This window comes from Bacteroides sp. 2_2_4 (genome assembly GCF_000157055.1).
Lineage (GTDB): Bacteria > Bacteroidota > Bacteroidia > Bacteroidales > Bacteroidaceae > Bacteroides > Bacteroides ovatus.
The window spans coordinates 44,956-62,369 of sequence record NZ_EQ973371.1; the positions used below are offsets into that span (position 1 = coordinate 44,956).

Consider the following 17,414-nt stretch of genomic DNA (forward strand, 5'->3'; position numbering starts at 1 on the left):
GGTCGAGTCCTTTCATACCGTCGATCGAATCACCGACTACGTTCATCAGTCGTCCTTTAATCTGTTCGCCAATCGGCATCGTGATCGGGCCTCCGGTGGGATACACTTTCATGCCTCTCTGAAGTCCGTCAGTACTGTCCATCGCTACGGTACGCACCGTATTTTCGCCGATATGTTGCTGAACTTCTACAACCAGTATTTTGCCGTTTGGCCTCTTTATCTCCAGTGCGTCGTGGATGCTTGGCAGCACCAATTCTGCATCCGTACCCTCAAAGTACACATCGACCACAGGGCCGATCACCTGCGAGATATGTCCGATAATCTGTGACATAAGCAATCTCTAATTTATTTATATTATTCTTTTCTCTCCTTTTTGACTTTATAATATGAAAGGAATGCACATTTTTCGCGTTTTACCTATTTCATTATTATAATAAACAGTTGAGTTCAGTTTTTGTTCAACTATTTTCTATATCCCATAAACTTCTGTCCTTAGAAATAGTTAAAGAAACAACTGCGCAAATGTAGAAACAATTCCGTGTCGTTGTGCTTCCTTTTTCATAATTTGTCGTTCGATAACACTTATTAGACCTACAATGACTACAGATTGACCAATTCAGGCAAATTTCTGCTACAAATCAATAGCAAAACAAGTTTGGGGGCAATAATCTATCAATAAACTAAATTAACCCATCGAGTTTCCTATCTCTTTGTTAAAAATCAATGGATTAGCAAAAACAAGAAATAGTGGCAAAAACAACTAGTTTTGTGCTCGAACACAGAAAAGTCCGTATTTTCATGTTTTCCTTAAGAAAGTTTAAAGCCATATTTCCTGTTTTTCTCCTATCTATTCTATTCCTTATATATTCCGCATTTTTGCATTAAGATTCACATCCATCTTTATAAAGTTCCCAATTTGCATAAAAGAGCAATATAATAACGCCACATACAATTATTATCTCATTTTTTTGCTGTAATTTTGCACCACTAATATAAAACACTCAAAATGATGAAGAAAATACTGTTACTCGGTTCTGGCGAACTAGGAAAAGAATTTGTAATTTCAGCTCAACGTAAAGGCCAGCACATCATTGCTTGCGACTCCTATGCAGGAGCACCGGCTATGCAAGTGGCCGATGAATTTGAAGTATTCGACATGCTGAACGGTGAAGAGCTGGAACGCGTGGTGAAGAAACACCGCCCGGACATCATCGTTCCGGAGATTGAAGCCATCCGTACAGAACGCTTATACGACTTCGAGAAAGAAGGTATCCAGGTAGTTCCCAGCGCTCGTGCCGTGAACTTCACGATGAACCGCAAAGCCATTCGCGACCTTGCCGCCCAAGAACTCGGACTGAAAACAGCCAAATACTTCTATGCCAAAACTCTGGAAGAACTGAAAGAAGCTGCCGATAAAATTGGTTTCCCTTGTGTCGTTAAACCATTGATGTCTTCTTCCGGCAAAGGACAATCGCTCGTGAAGAGTGCCGACGAACTCGAACATGCCTGGGAATACGGATGCAGCGGCAGTCGTGGCGATATTCGCGAACTTATCATTGAAGAATTTATCAAGTTCGACAGCGAAATCACCCTGCTCACCGTTACCCAAAAGAACGGCCCTACCCTCTTCTGCCCTCCTATCGGACACGTGCAGAAAGGTGGCGACTACCGCGAAAGTTTCCAGCCTGCACACATTGATCCCGCCCATTTGAAAGAAGCGGAAGAGATGGCGGAGAAAGTAACCCGTGCCCTCACAGGTGCAGGACTTTGGGGAGTTGAGTTCTTCCTAAGCCATGATAATGGAGTCTATTTCTCCGAACTCTCTCCTCGTCCGCATGACACAGGTATGGTGACACTGGCGGGCACACAAAACCTGAATGAATTTGAATTGCATCTGCGTGCCGTACTCGGCCTGCCCATTCCCGGCATCAAACAAGAACGGATAGGCGCAAGCGCTGTGATCCTTTCCCCGATTGCCAGCCAGGAACGTCCTCAATATCGCGGACTAGAAGAAGTGACCAAAGAAGAAGATACTTATCTCCGCATTTTCGGCAAACCGTTTACACGTGTCAACCGCCGTATGGGTGTGGTACTTTGTTATGCTCCGCTTGATTCTGATTTGGATGCGTTGCGCGACAAGGCTAAGAGAATTGCAGAGAAAGTAGAAGTTCATTAATACAAGAAATTCAGAGATAAGATGAATAAAATCCGCCAAGTAAACCTGTCTGATATTCCAGCACTGCAAGAGCTATATCAGCATACAGTTCTGACTGTGAACCGAAAAGATTATACAGCCGAAGAAGTAGCAGATTGGGCTTCGTGCGGAGACGATACGTCACACTGGAATGAGCTTTTCGAAGAACAACATTATGTGGTTGCAGAAAACGAAGAAGGCGTGATTGTAGGCTTTGGCTCTGTAAACGATGACGGATATATGCACACGCTGTTCGTTCACAAGGACTTTCAGCATCAAGGTGTCGCAACATCTTTGTATAAGCATCTCGAAGCATATGCACGAGAAAGAGGTGCGAAAAGATTAACATCGGAAGTTAGCATCACGGCAAAACCATTTTTTGAAAAACAAGGTTTTCAGGTCGATGAAGAGCAAAAGCGGAAAGCTAATCAAATGTGTCTCACCAATTATAAGATGAGCAAGCAGTTCTGTTAATCACATCTAATCATTTCTAAGATGAAAACATAGAAGAAAGCTCATTTGCAGATAAAGAAAGTCTTATTTTATATAAGAAAAACTCCAGCTATGGTGACGGATAAAGTTACATTAGCTGGAGTTTTTCTTTTTAACTTCATGAAATGAAAACGTCATTTCTTACTCAAGAAACGTTTAGCCAAATATTTACGTATTGGTTCATCATACAGCTTCAAACACAGATAAGCAAGAATAATACTCAAAATAAAGACACACAAAGCTACGTGCCAGGTTTCACCTAACGTGTAGAGTTGATTCTCAATCAGCCATGCATAGAACAGATACATCAACGGATAATGTATCACATAAACCGGATAAGATATATCTCCCAAAAACTTACATATCTTTGTCGATTGCTTGTCCGTGGTGGTGCCCGACGCTCCTATCCACAGAATGATAGGGAAAGCCACAATCACGCAAAACGCTTCATAAACACCATTCATGCAAAGCGGCTCCAACCCTTCCAGATAAGGAACAGAGAACAGGGCAATCAGCGCAATAGTACATATCCAAAATGCACCTTTCACCTTCATAGGCTTGAAATTGCGCGACATAAGCATACCCAACGAAAAAGGGAAAAGCATACGCAAGGAACCACCCAAAAAGTTAACCCCATCCAGCGTCCAGCCCACTCCTATGTTTCCATAAGTGGAGACATTAAAAACAGCAAACGCCGCCAACGCTACGCCCAGCAACACCACAAACACCGTCAGTGCCTTGTTGGACAAGCGGCGAATGAACAACGCATACAGGATATTGCCGATATACTCAAAAAACAATGACCAGCAAGGACCATTCAACGGAAACATCTCACCGTTGCCACGAACTTCGTACCCAACACCCGGCATGGCAGGAATGAAGAAGATCGTACAAAGCAGAGACAACATTATCATGGAGATAGCTATGTGCGTCCCGTCCCATTGCACACTCCCCTGAATACAGAACGTGATAGCACCGAGAACGGCACCCATAATGACCATCGGATGAAGACGTATCAATCGGCGTTTAAAGAAATCTTTCATGGTGAGACTTTTACCCCAACGGTCGTCGTAAGCATAACCGATCACAAAACCCGAAAGGATAAAAAAGAAATCCACGGCTAAATATCCGTGATTCAGAGTTTCAATAGCGCTATTACTGGCAAAAGCGAAGCCCTCGAATACGTGATACCATATCACCATAAGAGCCGCCACACCGCGAAGTCCGTCAAGAAGATCATAATGCGCCTTGGTGTCTGAAAAAGCTGAAGCAGAAATGTTCGACATTTGTTTTTCTATTAGTAAGTTAGTATTTTCAGAAGGCAAAGATACGGTTTGCGCTACGAAGTTTCTTTGCTCTAAAGCAAAAAAGCCCTGCTAATCGCTATTTTTTAGCACGTACCCGACTAAGGGTATAGATGGAAATGCCCAGAAAAGCAGCCACATATTTCAGCTTCACTCGGTTTATTAATCCGGGATAGCGACGGTTGAACTGTTCGTAGCGTTCTTTGGGCGAAAGTTGGAGGCGCTCCACAAACATGTGGCTAAGCTCCTTATTCACATTCTGATGCAGGATTCTTCCCCAGTTGGCTATGTCGATATATGTTTCGTAGAGGGCATTCAGCTTGTCGATGTGGATGACGTAGATTTTGCAATCGGAAAGCGTTTCAACGCTTTCTACCGATGGTTGCTGATAGTAGAGCGAATCCATGCCGAACGTGACGTCGCCCTCCTGACTGAACCACGTAGTGGTGTCCTCTCCGTTGTGGTGGAATACGGAACGGGCGATGCCCTCTTCAATGAAATATACCAGGCGGTCTGTGACGCCTGCCTGAACGATACGGGTATCTTTGGGATAATACCTTAATTCCATATTCGCCTGAAGCGCTTGAAGTGCTTCGTCGGAAACCGGATAGATTTGCCTGATTTTACGAATGATATTTTCCATTTGGGGGTAATGGCGTATTGGGGGTTAATGACGTACTTTAGGATATTTATTATTAAAACGGAAACCAAGACCGAGCATCAGATAATTAGGGGTCTGGAAATCCTGAAGATTGTAGCCGATGTGAAGGAATGAACTCCGGGTGACGTTGATCTTCAACGCAAAGACCTGATACAGTCCGCGCAAATCGCCACGCCCCAGTACATTCGTTCCCAAGCCGACACCGATGGTAAAAAACGGCATCACGTATTCTGCCCGTCCGGAAAGTCCGAGCGCAAGCTGATTCTGAATGCCCGGCACGAGAAATTTACGACGAGAGGAACCACTGCCTGCATCGTACTCCACCAGCGCATCTTCGGTGTACACATTGGCACTACCGTCATAGACACCATCCAGCGAAACTCCAAAGCGCAGCTTATAGTTGAGATTGTACATCGGAGCAAAGTTGAACCCCGCTACGGGATAGCTGCCCGGTGATGCAATCTGTTTCTCGCCCACATAGACGCCTTTGCGACGCCACGAGCCGAACAACACAAGGTCATAACTGACGTGTCGCGGAAAACGGGGAACGTAGGGATGAACCAATGATTTAGTGAGGTCGGCTTCTTCCCGGTTGAAGTTGTACACCAGTCCGATTTTCGCTCCGGTGGTGTTGACACCTGCATTGGGAAACTTGGTGTTGCCGTTGGAGAAATGCGTGAAGTCTCCGCCGATGATAAAGTCGAAATAACGGGAAAGCGACCAGTTAAGGTAGATACCCGCATTGAGGTAGGCATTCACCCGTGAGCCTACGGCTCCGTTGTAGGAGTTGTAATCGTTGTCATAAGGTTTCCATCCGGCAGAAATACCGAAATTCCACTCGTAATTGAGCGAAAGGCGGGGATTGAAACGGGCAATGCGTGCACCTTGAAAGACATAGAACGTCATCGGATCACCCAGTTGCTTTTTGTCGCCAAAGGTGGTGAAAGCCAAGCCGAAACCTTGATAAGCTCCGCCATAGATGCGGTCGGCACAGGTGTTGGGACGAAACTTGAAAGAGTATTTCAGATGAGCGGCAAATGAACTCTGGATGGGTTTCCACCGTTCGTTCTCGCCTTGCAGGAAAGGATTGGTGGGGAACACGTATTGCGGCCGCGCCTCTATCCCCAACCGGTGAATGAAATGGTGGGGAACGTAGGGAGCTACAGTGTCGGCTCCGCATTGCGGGAAGCTGTTGTGCCGGAAGCCATGAATTTCTTCCTGCAATCTCCGCACTTCTTCACGAAGTTGGCGGACGTCCTGCTGGAGCTGTTCTACGTCTTGCCGCATTTCCTTCACCTCTTTCTCTTCCTGCCCTACCTCCTGCGCACTAAGCGAAGTGCCGGGGAAAAGCAAAGCGGAACAGATTACGGCGATTTCCCATCTGGGTATCTTTACTCTCATATAATAGTCTGGTTTGTCTTTTCAGAACGGAAGTTACAAATGGAGCTTCTCAATAAACTGTGCCACATGATAGCCGTCCATCAACCCATGATGGCAGGTTACGGAAACGGGCATCATCAGTCTTTCTCCATCACGGAAGTACTTTCCGGTGGAGATTTTGGGAACACTGTCGCCCGAACGCATATTGGTGGGGTGCTTCATGTCGGTGAATGAGAGCCACGGCACTGCCGAATAATGAATGGCATTGGGATGGAAAGTGCCTCCTTTGTTGAGTCCCGTAGTGACTTGCAAACGTTCCATTTCTGCCTTTGCCCGACGGATAAAAACGAGTTCGTCCGGATCGTATTCAAAGGCGGCAAAAGAAAAGGTATGGTCGTCACGGCCTACGGTGGCTTCGGGCAGAAGGCTGTCATAGCACACCACCTTATCGCCTTCGATGCGATAACGGAATTCTTCTACCGCAGCAGCGGCAGTCGTTATCCGGTGGAGGACTAACAGGGAAAAGGATATGCCTTTGGTTTTGGCTTCCTGATATGCGCGCGTACAGTCTACCTGAACGGTCACTCCGAAAAACGGATCGTCAAAAGCACTGAAATGTTCGTAATGTTCTCTTCTGTTCCAAGTAGCAATATCGATGATCTTCTCTATCTGATTCATTCTAAACACTCTTTTTTATTTGAGAAACGCAGATTAACGCAAATTATCGCAGATTTAGCCTATTTCCTTTGCGGTAATCTGCGTTTCTAAATTCAGACTCTTTACTGATGTTGCTCACGCAACAAGTCGTTCACTGTTTTTACCGGGTTGAAAGTGGAAAGTGGCACTTCTACAAAGACGGTATTCCAGTCGCTCATCGCTCCGTTCCACAAGCCGGGAAGTTCGAGAGCTTTCAGGTCTTTGCCGTTCTTCGATTTGTAGGAGATGAAGCCTGTTGCTTTATCTACATACTTCACCAGGTCGAACTTATGTCCTTTATAATCGCGCACGGCGCATACGAGGTCTACCGGATTGAAGTGTGTGCCTTTCTCGAACATTTCTTTCTTTTCCGGATCGTCCATGTCGATCTGTGAGCTTTCGAGGATTTGCAGGGAGATGGTTCCGTCGCTGTTGTAAGCAAGGAACGGGCCGCCACCGGGTTCGCCTACGTTCTTCACCATTCCGCAGACGCGCATCGGGCGGTTGAACTTGTTTTTCAGGTAGATGGCGAGTACGGAATCTTCGAGGTCTTTCGTCTCCGGATTCTTGCAGAAGAGTTTCTTTTGCAGGAATTGAAGCATTTCCATCATCTGGTCGTGGGTGTATTTACCGCTGTCGAGCAGGGTAAGGTATTCGAATACTTGTTCTTGCAAAGTCACGAGCACTCCGGCAATCAGTTTCTTATAAGTAACGGTGTCGGCTTTCAGTCTGTCGGGCACTACGTTGTCGATGTTCTTGATGAAGATAATGTCTGCATCGAGGTCGTTCAGGTTCTCGATCAGTGCGCCGTGGCCACCGGGACGGAACAGCAGTTTGCCGTTGTCACGGAAAGGTTGGTTGTCCATGTCGGCGGCAATCGTGTCGGTACTCGGCTTTTGTTCGGAGAAGGTGATGTAATAGTCTACTCCATAGCGTTTGGAAAATTCGTCTACCTTTTCGGCTACCAGCTTCTTGAAGAGTTCACGGTGTTCGGTAGATACCGTGAAGTGCACGTTTACTTTACCGCTCTTTCCGGCAGCATACAAGGCTCCTTCGGCGAGATGTTCTTCCATCGGCGTGCGTGAACCTTCGGGATACTTATGGAATTTGAGCAGACCTTTCGGTAGTGCGCCGTAATTCAGTCCGGCTGTTTCGAGCAGGGCGGATACCACTGCTTTATAGTTGCCGTCTTCGATCAGTCCGGGAATATCTTTTCCGTCGATACGCTGGCAGGCTACATTCAGGTCATCATAGAAAGCAAAATTCTTGATTCCGTCGAAGAATGTCTGTTCGAACTTGGTAGTCGGCCGGTCATAGTCGGCAGACAGGAACTCGAACAGGTTCTTGAACATACGACTCGCTGCACCGGAGGCGGGCACGAACTTCACAACAGTCTTATCTGTGTTGGTATATGCATCCCAGGCGACCAAATAAGCCTTCTGTTCTTCTGCATCGGGAGCTAATATTCCCTTTTCGATGGAGGCTGCCGCATCCAGCTTCAAAAAGGGGAAACCCGTCTGGAAGCATGCTAATTGTTCTACAATTTGCTCTTCCGTGATGCCTTTCTTGGCAAGCAACTCTTTGTCCTGTGTCGTTATCATAATATCTAATTTTATTAATTGATGCCCAAAAATACAAAATGTTATTTACTTCTTGCCGAATAACCGGGAAAAAAACTAATTTTCCTTCCATATTTCATTATCAGTCATTTACGAAGAAGTGTTATTCATTTATGTACTTTTCAGCGTTATTTGAACACAACAAAGATAAGAATTTGCCCGAGAAAATCATCTCGAAAAACAATATTTCTCATTCTCATACCGAATCATTCTCGGAATACCCCCCCCCAAAAAAAACGAGAAACCAGCTACCATTTCTGATAGTTGGTTTTTCTTCCCTGATTATGGTTCTCACTTAAACCATATTCCTGCATTTTTCTTTATCTCCACCGTTGTGAACTTTTCCAGTTCCATTACAAGTACTTTCGCTTCGTTTGCTGTTGGCTCTGGTAACTGTACCTTTCTGTTCGTATTTCGCCCTATATTTACTTGTAGAGGTTTACATCGTTTTATGTACTCTATCATTTTATCCAAATCAAACTGCATCAAAGGTTCTGCCGTAACATAGGTATCTATGCCCAAATCCACGATTTTCTCCATTGCTCTTACCCTTTCTTCTATCTCTGGTGAGTTACGCATTATTTCTGGATAAAACCTATTGGTTTCTATGGTCGTACAAACCACTGAATGATGAAAGACAGGATGAGTTATAAAATCTAATATTCTGGAAGGATTTTTGCTTTGAAACAAATATTTATTGGCAGACCTATCACAATAGTCCAAAACCATTTTAATCCAATGGCTGGGTATATCTTCTGCCCACATATCAATACTACTTCCTACAAAAATAAAATTCGAGCACTCAAGATAGCAGGTCAATTCTGCCGCATCCAATCTGGGGGTATTCAAACGAGAACACATTTTTTTCATATAGCAATAGGTACAGCCATGAGAACATTTACCCTTAATAGGATTCCATGTGTGTGTCACAAATTCATACATATTGCCTTTACTCTCCTTAATCATGATATATCTTTATTAGTTATTATTCTTGTTGGAAAGCCAGCAGGAAGCACCTACTGGCTTCTTGTCTCTACGGATTATTTTTCAAATTCTTCCCATAATCCACTCAATTTATTATTTATAATATTTTCTTTCGTATCACCTCCTCTAGTTCCCTTGGCTTGTTCAATATAATCAGCATCTTCTTTACTAATATTTTTCAAAAAACGTTCCATTTTGTCTGTAAATTCAGGTTTGAGATTATCACTGGTTTTTTCATACTTGGATATTATCCAGTCGATTACTGTTCGTGCCTGTATTGTCGTTTCTTTAAAAACACCTTCTGCCGCTTGTAAAAGTCTTATCCCCCTTTCCAAGCCACTGGTATTATTCAACTCGTCAACAATGTTACCGTCTATGGCACAATCCATAACTTTTTTATTAATCCTTGAGGTGAAGGTCAGCCACTTCGATGCTGAAGTTAAAGAATAACCTTTATTTACTAAATTATTCATAGCATCCAACAAAGGTAGTTTTTTTTGCTGATTGTTTATTTTTGCTCCTTTCACATAGTCGCTGCCCTTCCACGGATTAGTAGCAATATTGATTTCTGATAACATTTTAGCTATTGGTAGTTCCGTATTCAAAGCATACAATAACTTAAATTCTCTCTTATAACGTTTTTGCTCATCCCGTTCTTCATTACTCGCCATAAGTCTAAGGTGCGCTTCATAGCGATGATTACCTTCCACCAACACCAAATAATCCACAGCTTCTTCTTCTCTTATAATATCACCTGTAGTAAAATCAACAACTTCCAGCCCTTGATTTATAACATCAGTAGCATCTACCACTATGGCAGGAATTAACTGTCCGCACTCTTCAAGTGTTTCCATTTTAGCCTTCACAATCTTTTCATTCAAATCACGATTACCGCTTAAACGTGCAATCTTTTTGCCTTCATTTACTAACGAGGTTAATGTTGTTACTTCATTTTTTTTCATGTCAATCTTGCCGCTGCCCTGCGGACTTATTTTGGTATCTGGCTCACCGATTATTTTATACCACAAAGATTGCCCTTTTCTTTAGAAGCTAACGGGAATAAAAAAACACAGCTTTCTTATTCCCCTACTTCACAAGCTGTAGAATGAAGTATTTAGAGAATAAGGAAGCAGAAATAAACAATAAAATAAGTCTCAATCAATAATAAAATGCATTCAAACTCCTTATGTCCTTATCTTTATATTGCTTCAACAGGGACTTCAAGTAGTCATAATCAACCAACACACTTTCGTTGCTCACGATACCAGTGAAGTATAGTAGATGAGAAATCAGCGTCTTTTCCTTGTCAGACATATTAGCTCCCTTCTTTCTCTTTTCTTTTACCTGTTCTTGATAATTCAAGGCAGTGATAATCATTTGTGAGAAATAATAAGCGAATACGGAGAATGATTCAGTATGTGGATCACTCAAATCAACGCTACCAGTATTCATTTGGTCTGAATTTACTGTTTCCAATCCGTCTGCACAAAACTTTGCTATACTAGCAATAGCCGTCTTATTATCTATCACGATATTCTTCCTACCTATTTTCAAGGTAATACAAATTGGGCTTTTAAAGACTGCACCAAACGGAGTATCTCTTTTATAGTCCTCACTGATAGCATTAACAAGTTTTTCTATCTGTTCTTTAGGGGATTCTTTTATTTCTATACCCTCCATACATTTACCCCAACTGCAATCATAGCAGAAAAGCAATAGATACCAAAACTTTTCAGCATCTAAATCTAATGTAGTAAGTAAATCCTGCAATTCACGATTCTGCATGTAAGCATCAATGGAAAATTTACCTTTCAATATTCCTCTGTTGTATCTTCCTTTAAAAGTATCTGGCGTTTGTGACGGCAACATATATGCCTGTCCTGTTTCTTCATCATAATCAAAATCAGGGAAATATTCTTGTGTCACTGGATATATATACTCTAGCAACTCGCTATACTGGATTGAGAACTTATCTACTGGCTTCATAGTGTTTTTGTTTGCAATGATAATAAAAAAACAGCAAATGAATTTCTTCAAATGCTGTTTTTATAATTGAAAGAGTTTTCGAATACTCTTTACCTACTGATAAACCTACAGCCAATCCAATAGCTAAAGGTAGATTAATCCATCCTATTGAAAGTACTACTATTAAGTTTACAATAAAATGCAGTAATTTATCTTTATTCTTCAGCTTGTTTATTATTCTTTTTATTGTTTCCTTCATTGTTACTAAATTTTTTCCAAATACCTGTTACTGAATCTATTCCTAATAAAGCCATAACACATATTAAAAATGTATCTATCATTAATGGTGCTTGTATACACATTATAGTACAATATATAAGTACTGCAACTGCAACAAACCACCCTATTACTCCACACACTCTTTTAGACGAGATTCCAGAATGTGAAGTAAACATTTGTCTTACGAAAGTTATGAATCTCATTTATTCATAATTTATTTATATATTTGCATATTATTAATTTTAAAATCTAAGATTATGCACATTAAATGTCCTAAATGTAAAAACACTAATTTTTGCATCAGCCAAGACACCATAGACGGTGTAGAATACAACGTTATAAGTTGTGTTATTGATGATTATATTATAGGCGTATATCCTAACTCCGATTCTAAATTTAAAGAACTTCAAGAGAAGATTGAGGATTTAGAAAGTACTATTAGTGATTTAGAGGACCGAATTGAGCGTCTAGAACGATAGTCTCACTTATATAGGCTTTAGGAATTACTATACAATCCTTACATAATGAATCAGGTATATTAATACCATAAATACTTGAAGCAAGTACAATAGCTTTATCATCTTCTTCTATGAAGTAACCTACTGTACTTGTTTCTATATCTCTATCTAAGTATCTAACATCTTCTGATAGACTGCATCCTTCTCTATCAGTCATGTACTTGCTATTCCATTTAATAAGTACTAAGTCTTTACGTTTTAATTTACAATTCATATTAATTCATATTAATTCATATTAATTCATTTAAGGTTTATACTCACGGACTTTAGCTTCAAGGTTACTAGGTAACTCTTCTGTTACGTGATGTATTCCTGCATCTGAACCTAACAAGTAAATAGTGTTATTATTGCATACATAAAGATACTTACTTCCTCTCCAATATCCCTTACCTGTACGTACTTTAAATACTACATCTATTTTATAATCCGTTCTACAATTCATACCGTAACCTGGCTTTATAGGTGGGAATTTAGTAGTAATTGCCCAGTCATTCCATTTGCTCATATTTATATTAATTTATTACACAGCCGTAGTGTCTATAGAGAATGTCACGTACCACCAATATAAATCATCTGCATTATCTATCCCAACTTCTAGTAGCTGTGACCAATTTACTCCTTTATATTTCCTTAAGTTTTTAAGCACATTTAGAACATCTTCCATAGAATTAATAATACATCCTTCAGCCCCATTTGTTCCATTGCTAATTGTCATATAAACTTGTAATTTAGATTTACCTCTAGGAACAACGGCAAATGTTTCATAATGGTCTTTTATGTTCAAAATAATATCTTCTATATGTTCTAGAACATTGGCTTGTAAGGGTTCGCCAGTCAGGTTACACATTCTTAAGCCTTTGGGGGTTCTTTCATAATATAAATGCTTTAAGGACCCAAGTGTATCATACCAAGTTCCAGAGTTAAACAGTTTAATTACTTGTTTACGTTCCTCCTCATTATAAGGACTCCACCTATTCCCAAATCCTCTACTGGTTCTATCATTGTATGTTTCTGTTCCCGATTGTACTATATAGTCAATGATATCATCCAAATTAGATTCTATTATTTCAGTAGCATAGTCTAAAGGGTACTTTCCGTCAACTACTTTAGTAGTATCAGTATCAAGAATGGGATATTCTTCGTATGAGAACAACAGTCCTCTAGTTTTAGGAGTAGAGAATATATGAGCATTAGTGTCAAATAAGAATCCATCAGCATAATGCTCTATTCCCGTTAATGTATCAATACAGAATTGTTTTATCTTGTCTCTTTGTGCCTTTAATGATTCCTCTATTTTATTGCAATCAAATTGCAAGTTTATAGAGTTTTCATCAAAATAGAAAATAAACCACTTGTAAGAATCTAAATCGTTCAAAGTTTTAACCTTTTCATTTTCCATAATTCATTTGTTTAATTATTAATTTATAATTATCTTTTTATATATTTGTAACGTATATCTCCACCTTCCTATCAAGTAATAACTGAACAAGTATCTACTAGATTAATTAGTTATTAACTTCTAAATGGAAAGTAATGGAATATACGTTACAAACAATTTTGAAGAAGCCTGTTCTTGTACACGCATACAAACGTACAAGATTTGGCAAAGTCGAGTTCGTGAGAGAACATCGAAGAAGATTACCTCGTAGGTAAATTTAGTTGGTTTTTAGTTACAAGATTATTTCAATCAAGTAGATGTAACAGTAAAGGTGGTACTGCAATACCACCTTTTTTTATTAATCTTAGAAAATAATCATATCTTTGCATAGATAATCATAAACATAGCCCCTCGCAAACATTATGAGATAATTAATAGTCCACGAGATTAATTAGTTATTCACGGTTCTAGCGGGAACTGGATTACTTTTATTTCTACAAAGTTACTAAAAATCAGCTACTTAACAAAATAGATAATGTTAAAATATGTCATATCAACATTCATCAATTTACTTTTTGTATTTTTGTATACAATACTTTCTTCGTGTACGTTATACCAACCCCATTCTGAACATATTGATTTAGAAAGGAGGTGTATTAGCCAGTGCGAAAATTATGCAATTGTAAAGAAAAGCCAGTTTCAGTACGGGATTACTGGAGATATTGGCATGGTGTGTGGCAACACATCGCTTCGTATTGTCGCAAGCGTAGAGGAAGATAAGTATTGCATCTTTGGCAGATAGATGTAAAATAACTGCCTTTAATTGTTTAATATCTTTGTAAGCTCTTTTAAATTATGTTCTAAAACCTTCCTATTGGCAATAACCCCAACCTCATTAACTATTATTGCATCTAACTCCGCATTATCTGGATTATCTGCTAAATACTTGTACTCTTCTATCATATCCCAATTTAAATGTGGGACAGTTAATATAAATGAGACTTCTTTATTTATCCCAAGTGAGCAAGCTGCATCATAGGGATGCTTTGATGTTATATATATCCATTTGTTCATATTTATTCATTTCTTATATTCTTGGAAAGTCATCTATTATTGGTCCTCCACCTAATTCATTCAATATTTCTCTCGGAATATACTTAATAGGCTTCCAATCAGACCTATCATTCTCTCTTCTAAAAGCATATTCGCTTTCCTTATCGTAACACACCATTATAGTACCGTTCCCGTTCCTAAACAGTGCCATAACATTAACCTGCTTATTCTCTATAGTTATTGCCCCACATTTTAATATAGGATGCTTTTGCACTCTAATCCATTCATTTGTTTCATTCATAGCCATTAATCAAAGTATTAATTGTAGGAATACCTAATCTTCATATATAATACCTTCAATTTCTGGTAAATATTCATATATAACTCCCTCCGCTTCTCTTAGCAATATCTCCTCTTTGCTAAGATAGATAGATTTACGTATATAGTCTAAATTATAGCTTCTTACTAAGTCATTCAATAGCATTATCTTAGCTTTAGATATTTCTTTAGGATTTGCACCTAACTTTATAATTAAAGTCTCTACTGTCATCATACTAATAATTCATTAAATTTATACCTGTCCCTAACACGGCTGGATACATAAACCACTTACCAGTAAGCGCATCCCATATACGCTTATAGTCTCTATGAGTATCTTGTTTAAAAGATTTAGTAACAAATGATTTAGGATGATTTGAGTTAGAAAAAGCATCAATCATTTCTTTAGTGGCTTTCCAACCGGGATATTTTTGCCCGAATGTAAGTCCTAAAGCTATCCTAATATCATTAGCGTTAGTAGCAACTTCTCCCTGTGTTAATAAATATTCGGCAGCTCTTGGATGTGCGTCTTTAGCTCTATTAACATCTATAAGTCTCTTCACTTTTTCCATTTGAATTGGAAATTCTCCATATCTTCCTTTATGCAAATTTTCATGAGTCATAACTTGTAATGCTCCTTGTGAACTATCCACCGAATTGTCAAGTTCTATAATATCTCCTTCTTTAGTTCTTCTAAACCTTCCAGTAACTCCAGTTTCCCCTAAATCTGCACGAACAACTTTAGATGTTGGAAACATTTCTGTCATTCTATATAAACTTGCAGCGGAGGTATTCTTAAATTCGGTGCGCTTATGAGGGGCTGTTTCATACTGCACTGGCCCCATCCCAATGCGTTTAGCTAAAGCAGCATTTCTATTTGCAGTTTCAACCACAGTAGGGTTTGATAATGTTTTAACAGCATTATTATATCCCTCTTGATTAGCTCTTTCTACTTCTTCCTGACTTAACTTTGCCATTTTATTATTTATCTTTGAACCATAAACTAAATCTTTATTAAAGAGTGGATTAGTAGAGCTGCTCTTTCCAAATCTAATATTGGGATTAACCATTCCACCAACAAAGCCACCTATCAAAGCTCCTTTATTCCCTGCTATTTTATTACCGATGCCAGCTCCAACTAGTGAACCTGCCATAGATGTTGCAGTAGCAACAGGATTAGCAACACCTATTCCAGTTGCAAAGGTACTCATTGCTGCTGACTTATTAAAGTCAAACATGGTACTAGCATTATCTTTAGTAATTCTAGTATTGGTAAATGGTGCAGACCAGTTCCAAGTATGCTGATTACCATAAAGTTTATCATTCTTAGCTTTATCAGCTTTGATTTGCCTAGATACTTCTTTCTCCCATTCACTTCTATTATCTTGACTTATTTCAGAATAAGTTGGAGTATATTGTTGCTTTATAGGCTCTTGAATTTGAGGTCTATAATCTTTGATAGCATCTCTTCTCTGAACTCTATCACCTCTTTGATATTTAATTATCTTACAATTTATATAATCAGTTGTTTTCATTATATTTGCATATTATTAATTTAAATCTATAGTTATGCAGATTAGACCCAAACACAGACCTCAATGGACAGAAGAAGAATTAGATGTTATATTTTCTAAAGCCACTTTAGTACTGGGTGAACTTCGCAAAGATGCCAGTGGTGTGTATATACATCGTGATGCTTATGGTAAGGCTGAACATCCTTTGGGTTGGGAAGTAGACCATATTAAACCTATTTCTGAAGGTGGAACTAATGAGCTTAGTAACTTACGTCCATTAAATATCCCTGCTAACAGAGGAAGGAATAACTAATTCCTTCCATGTCTCTCTAAGTGACAATTATAGAACTTTAGAAATTCAGGTTCTTCTACTTGGTAATACCATTCTATCATCTTATCAATAGCATGGCAGGCTTCTTCATTGTCTATATGCTCTTTACATTCTGGCTTAAATAATCCATTGCATTGTTCCTTTAATGGGCAATTGTAATCTTTACTTACCCAACACTGTTTCTTATCTACATCCTTATTATAATAATAATTTAATTGTTCATCAGTCATAATTCATTTTCATTTATAATTATTGTATCACATTCTATCTCATTACTACTTATTTGCCAATACCCATACAGTTTATATTCATTCTTTCCCATTTCTATTTGATAATACAATGAGGTATATCTGCCTTTAAATGGATATATACTATCACCCAATTGTTCTACTATAATTTTACCATTTCTTTTATACTGAATATAACTTTTATAGAACTTCATAGTTCCTCCAAAATCTTCATAACTATATACCCGTAGTTTTTTATCAGGAGATTGCATTATATTAAACTTCCCACTTCTCTTTAAATCATGAAAGGGATATGTGAATGAGTTAGAATCATTTAAACAGACCTGTAATAAAGAATCAAATCTTTCTTTATATTTTTCATCCCTTTCATTATTCTTGGCATCGAATAGAATGTTCAATTCCTTCTCTAGTATTGAAATCTTTTGCTCGTTTTGACATGAGGAAACAAGCAATATAAGTAGTATAATAGTTCTCATAATC

21 protein-coding genes and 1 pseudogene are annotated in these 17,414 nt (G+C 39.3%); 3 read left to right on the forward strand and 19 right to left on the reverse strand.

Features of this window, described 5'->3' with window-relative positions:
• Positions 1-331: pseudogene (locus tag BSCG_RS03085) on the reverse strand (F0F1 ATP synthase subunit beta); the annotation flags it as partial.
• Between the two features lie 678 nt (positions 332-1,009).
• Here BSCG_RS03085 and purT point away from each other — a divergent pair.
• Together purT and BSCG_RS03075 are read left to right on the forward strand one after the other, a co-directional pair.
• Positions 1,010-2,176, forward strand: a complete 1,167-nt coding sequence (gene purT / locus BSCG_RS03080) for a formate-dependent phosphoribosylglycinamide formyltransferase (protein ID WP_004303468.1) — start codon at positions 1,010-1,012, stop codon at positions 2,174-2,176.
• A gap of 21 nt (positions 2,177-2,197) precedes the next feature.
• Positions 2,198-2,668, forward strand: a complete 471-nt coding sequence (locus BSCG_RS03075; RefSeq protein ID WP_004308860.1) for a GNAT family N-acetyltransferase — start codon at positions 2,198-2,200, stop codon at positions 2,666-2,668.
• A 152-nt stretch (positions 2,669-2,820) separates the two neighbouring features.
• Here BSCG_RS03075 and BSCG_RS03070 read toward each other — a convergent pair whose 3' ends face one another.
• From BSCG_RS03070 to BSCG_RS02995, 16 genes are all read right to left on the reverse strand, one after another.
• Complete coding sequence (locus BSCG_RS03070) at positions 2,821-3,972, reverse strand: acyltransferase family protein (protein ID WP_004295750.1); 1,152 nt, start codon at positions 3,970-3,972, stop codon at positions 2,821-2,823.
• A 97-nt stretch (positions 3,973-4,069) separates the two neighbouring features.
• Positions 4,070-4,633: a Crp/Fnr family transcriptional regulator gene (locus BSCG_RS03065; RefSeq protein ID WP_004295749.1), complete on the reverse strand. Its 564-nt coding sequence runs from the start codon at positions 4,631-4,633 to the stop codon at positions 4,070-4,072.
• 24 nt (positions 4,634-4,657) lie between these two features.
• Positions 4,658-6,052, reverse strand: a complete 1,395-nt coding sequence (locus tag BSCG_RS03060; protein ID WP_004295748.1) for an acyloxyacyl hydrolase — start codon at positions 6,050-6,052, stop codon at positions 4,658-4,660.
• A gap of 33 nt (positions 6,053-6,085) precedes the next feature.
• Positions 6,086-6,709 carry a chloramphenicol acetyltransferase gene (locus tag BSCG_RS03055; RefSeq protein ID WP_004295747.1) on the reverse strand — a complete coding sequence of 208 codons (624 nt, stop codon included), beginning with the start codon at positions 6,707-6,709 and terminating at the stop codon, positions 6,086-6,088.
• 101 nt (positions 6,710-6,810) lie between these two features.
• Positions 6,811-8,328: a DUF4301 family protein gene (locus tag BSCG_RS03050; protein WP_008777304.1), complete on the reverse strand. Its 1,518-nt coding sequence runs from the start codon at positions 8,326-8,328 to the stop codon at positions 6,811-6,813.
• Positions 8,329-8,637: 309 nt separating this feature from the next.
• Positions 8,638-9,312 (reverse strand): DUF5131 family protein, encoded by a 675-nt coding sequence (locus BSCG_RS03045; RefSeq protein WP_008777305.1) that lies wholly within the window; start codon positions 9,310-9,312, stop codon positions 8,638-8,640.
• Between the two features lie 74 nt (positions 9,313-9,386).
• Positions 9,387-10,358 (reverse strand): hypothetical protein, encoded by a 972-nt coding sequence (locus tag BSCG_RS03040; protein ID WP_229084332.1) that lies wholly within the window; start codon positions 10,356-10,358, stop codon positions 9,387-9,389.
• Between the two features lie 130 nt (positions 10,359-10,488).
• Complete coding sequence (locus tag BSCG_RS03035; RefSeq protein WP_008777307.1) at positions 10,489-11,316, reverse strand: hypothetical protein; 828 nt, start codon at positions 11,314-11,316, stop codon at positions 10,489-10,491.
• Positions 11,300-11,554, reverse strand: a complete 255-nt coding sequence (locus BSCG_RS03030; RefSeq protein ID WP_008777308.1) for a hypothetical protein — start codon at positions 11,552-11,554, stop codon at positions 11,300-11,302. The genes BSCG_RS03035 and BSCG_RS03030 overlap by 17 nt, the downstream gene beginning before the upstream one ends.
• A 458-nt stretch (positions 11,555-12,012) precedes the next feature.
• Positions 12,013-12,306, reverse strand: a complete 294-nt coding sequence (locus BSCG_RS03025; RefSeq protein ID WP_008777310.1) for a hypothetical protein — start codon at positions 12,304-12,306, stop codon at positions 12,013-12,015.
• A 30-nt stretch (positions 12,307-12,336) separates the two neighbouring features.
• On the reverse strand, positions 12,337-12,534 hold the full coding sequence (locus tag BSCG_RS03020) for a hypothetical protein (RefSeq protein WP_139016519.1): 198 nt from the start codon (positions 12,532-12,534) through the stop codon (positions 12,337-12,339).
• A gap of 78 nt (positions 12,535-12,612) precedes the next feature.
• A complete protein-coding gene (locus BSCG_RS03015) occupies positions 12,613-13,491 on the reverse strand; it encodes a hypothetical protein (RefSeq protein ID WP_008777312.1) in 879 nt (292 codons plus the stop codon).
• Positions 13,492-14,289: 798 nt separating this feature from the next.
• Positions 14,290-14,544 (reverse strand): hypothetical protein, encoded by a 255-nt coding sequence (locus tag BSCG_RS03010; protein ID WP_008777313.1) that lies wholly within the window; start codon positions 14,542-14,544, stop codon positions 14,290-14,292.
• Between the two features lie 13 nt (positions 14,545-14,557).
• On the reverse strand, positions 14,558-14,830 hold the full coding sequence (locus BSCG_RS03005; protein ID WP_008777314.1) for a hypothetical protein: 273 nt from the start codon (positions 14,828-14,830) through the stop codon (positions 14,558-14,560).
• Between the two features lie 27 nt (positions 14,831-14,857).
• Positions 14,858-15,076, reverse strand: coding sequence for a hypothetical protein (locus BSCG_RS03000; RefSeq protein WP_008777315.1), 219 nt, complete (start codon positions 15,074-15,076; stop codon positions 14,858-14,860).
• Position 15,077: 1 nt separating this feature from the next.
• Positions 15,078-16,376: a hypothetical protein gene (locus BSCG_RS02995; RefSeq protein WP_008777316.1), complete on the reverse strand. Its 1,299-nt coding sequence runs from the start codon at positions 16,374-16,376 to the stop codon at positions 15,078-15,080.
• Positions 16,377-16,410: 34 nt separating this feature from the next.
• Here BSCG_RS02995 and BSCG_RS02990 point away from each other — a divergent pair, with 34 nt between their 5' ends.
• Positions 16,411-16,668: an HNH endonuclease signature motif containing protein gene (locus tag BSCG_RS02990; protein WP_008777317.1), complete on the forward strand. Its 258-nt coding sequence runs from the start codon at positions 16,411-16,413 to the stop codon at positions 16,666-16,668.
• Here the strand turns inward: BSCG_RS02990 and BSCG_RS02985 are convergent.
• Together BSCG_RS02985 and BSCG_RS02980 are read right to left on the reverse strand one after the other, a co-directional pair.
• The gene (locus BSCG_RS02985; protein WP_008777318.1) at positions 16,665-16,916 is read right to left on the reverse strand and encodes a hypothetical protein; all 252 of its coding nucleotides are present in this window, start codon (positions 16,914-16,916) and stop codon (positions 16,665-16,667) included. The genes BSCG_RS02990 and BSCG_RS02985 overlap by 4 nt on opposite strands.
• Positions 16,913-17,410 carry a hypothetical protein gene (locus BSCG_RS02980; RefSeq protein WP_008777319.1) on the reverse strand — a complete coding sequence of 166 codons (498 nt, stop codon included), beginning with the start codon at positions 17,408-17,410 and terminating at the stop codon, positions 16,913-16,915. The genes BSCG_RS02985 and BSCG_RS02980 overlap by 4 nt, the downstream gene beginning before the upstream one ends.
• Positions 17,411-17,414: the final 4 nt, after the last annotated feature.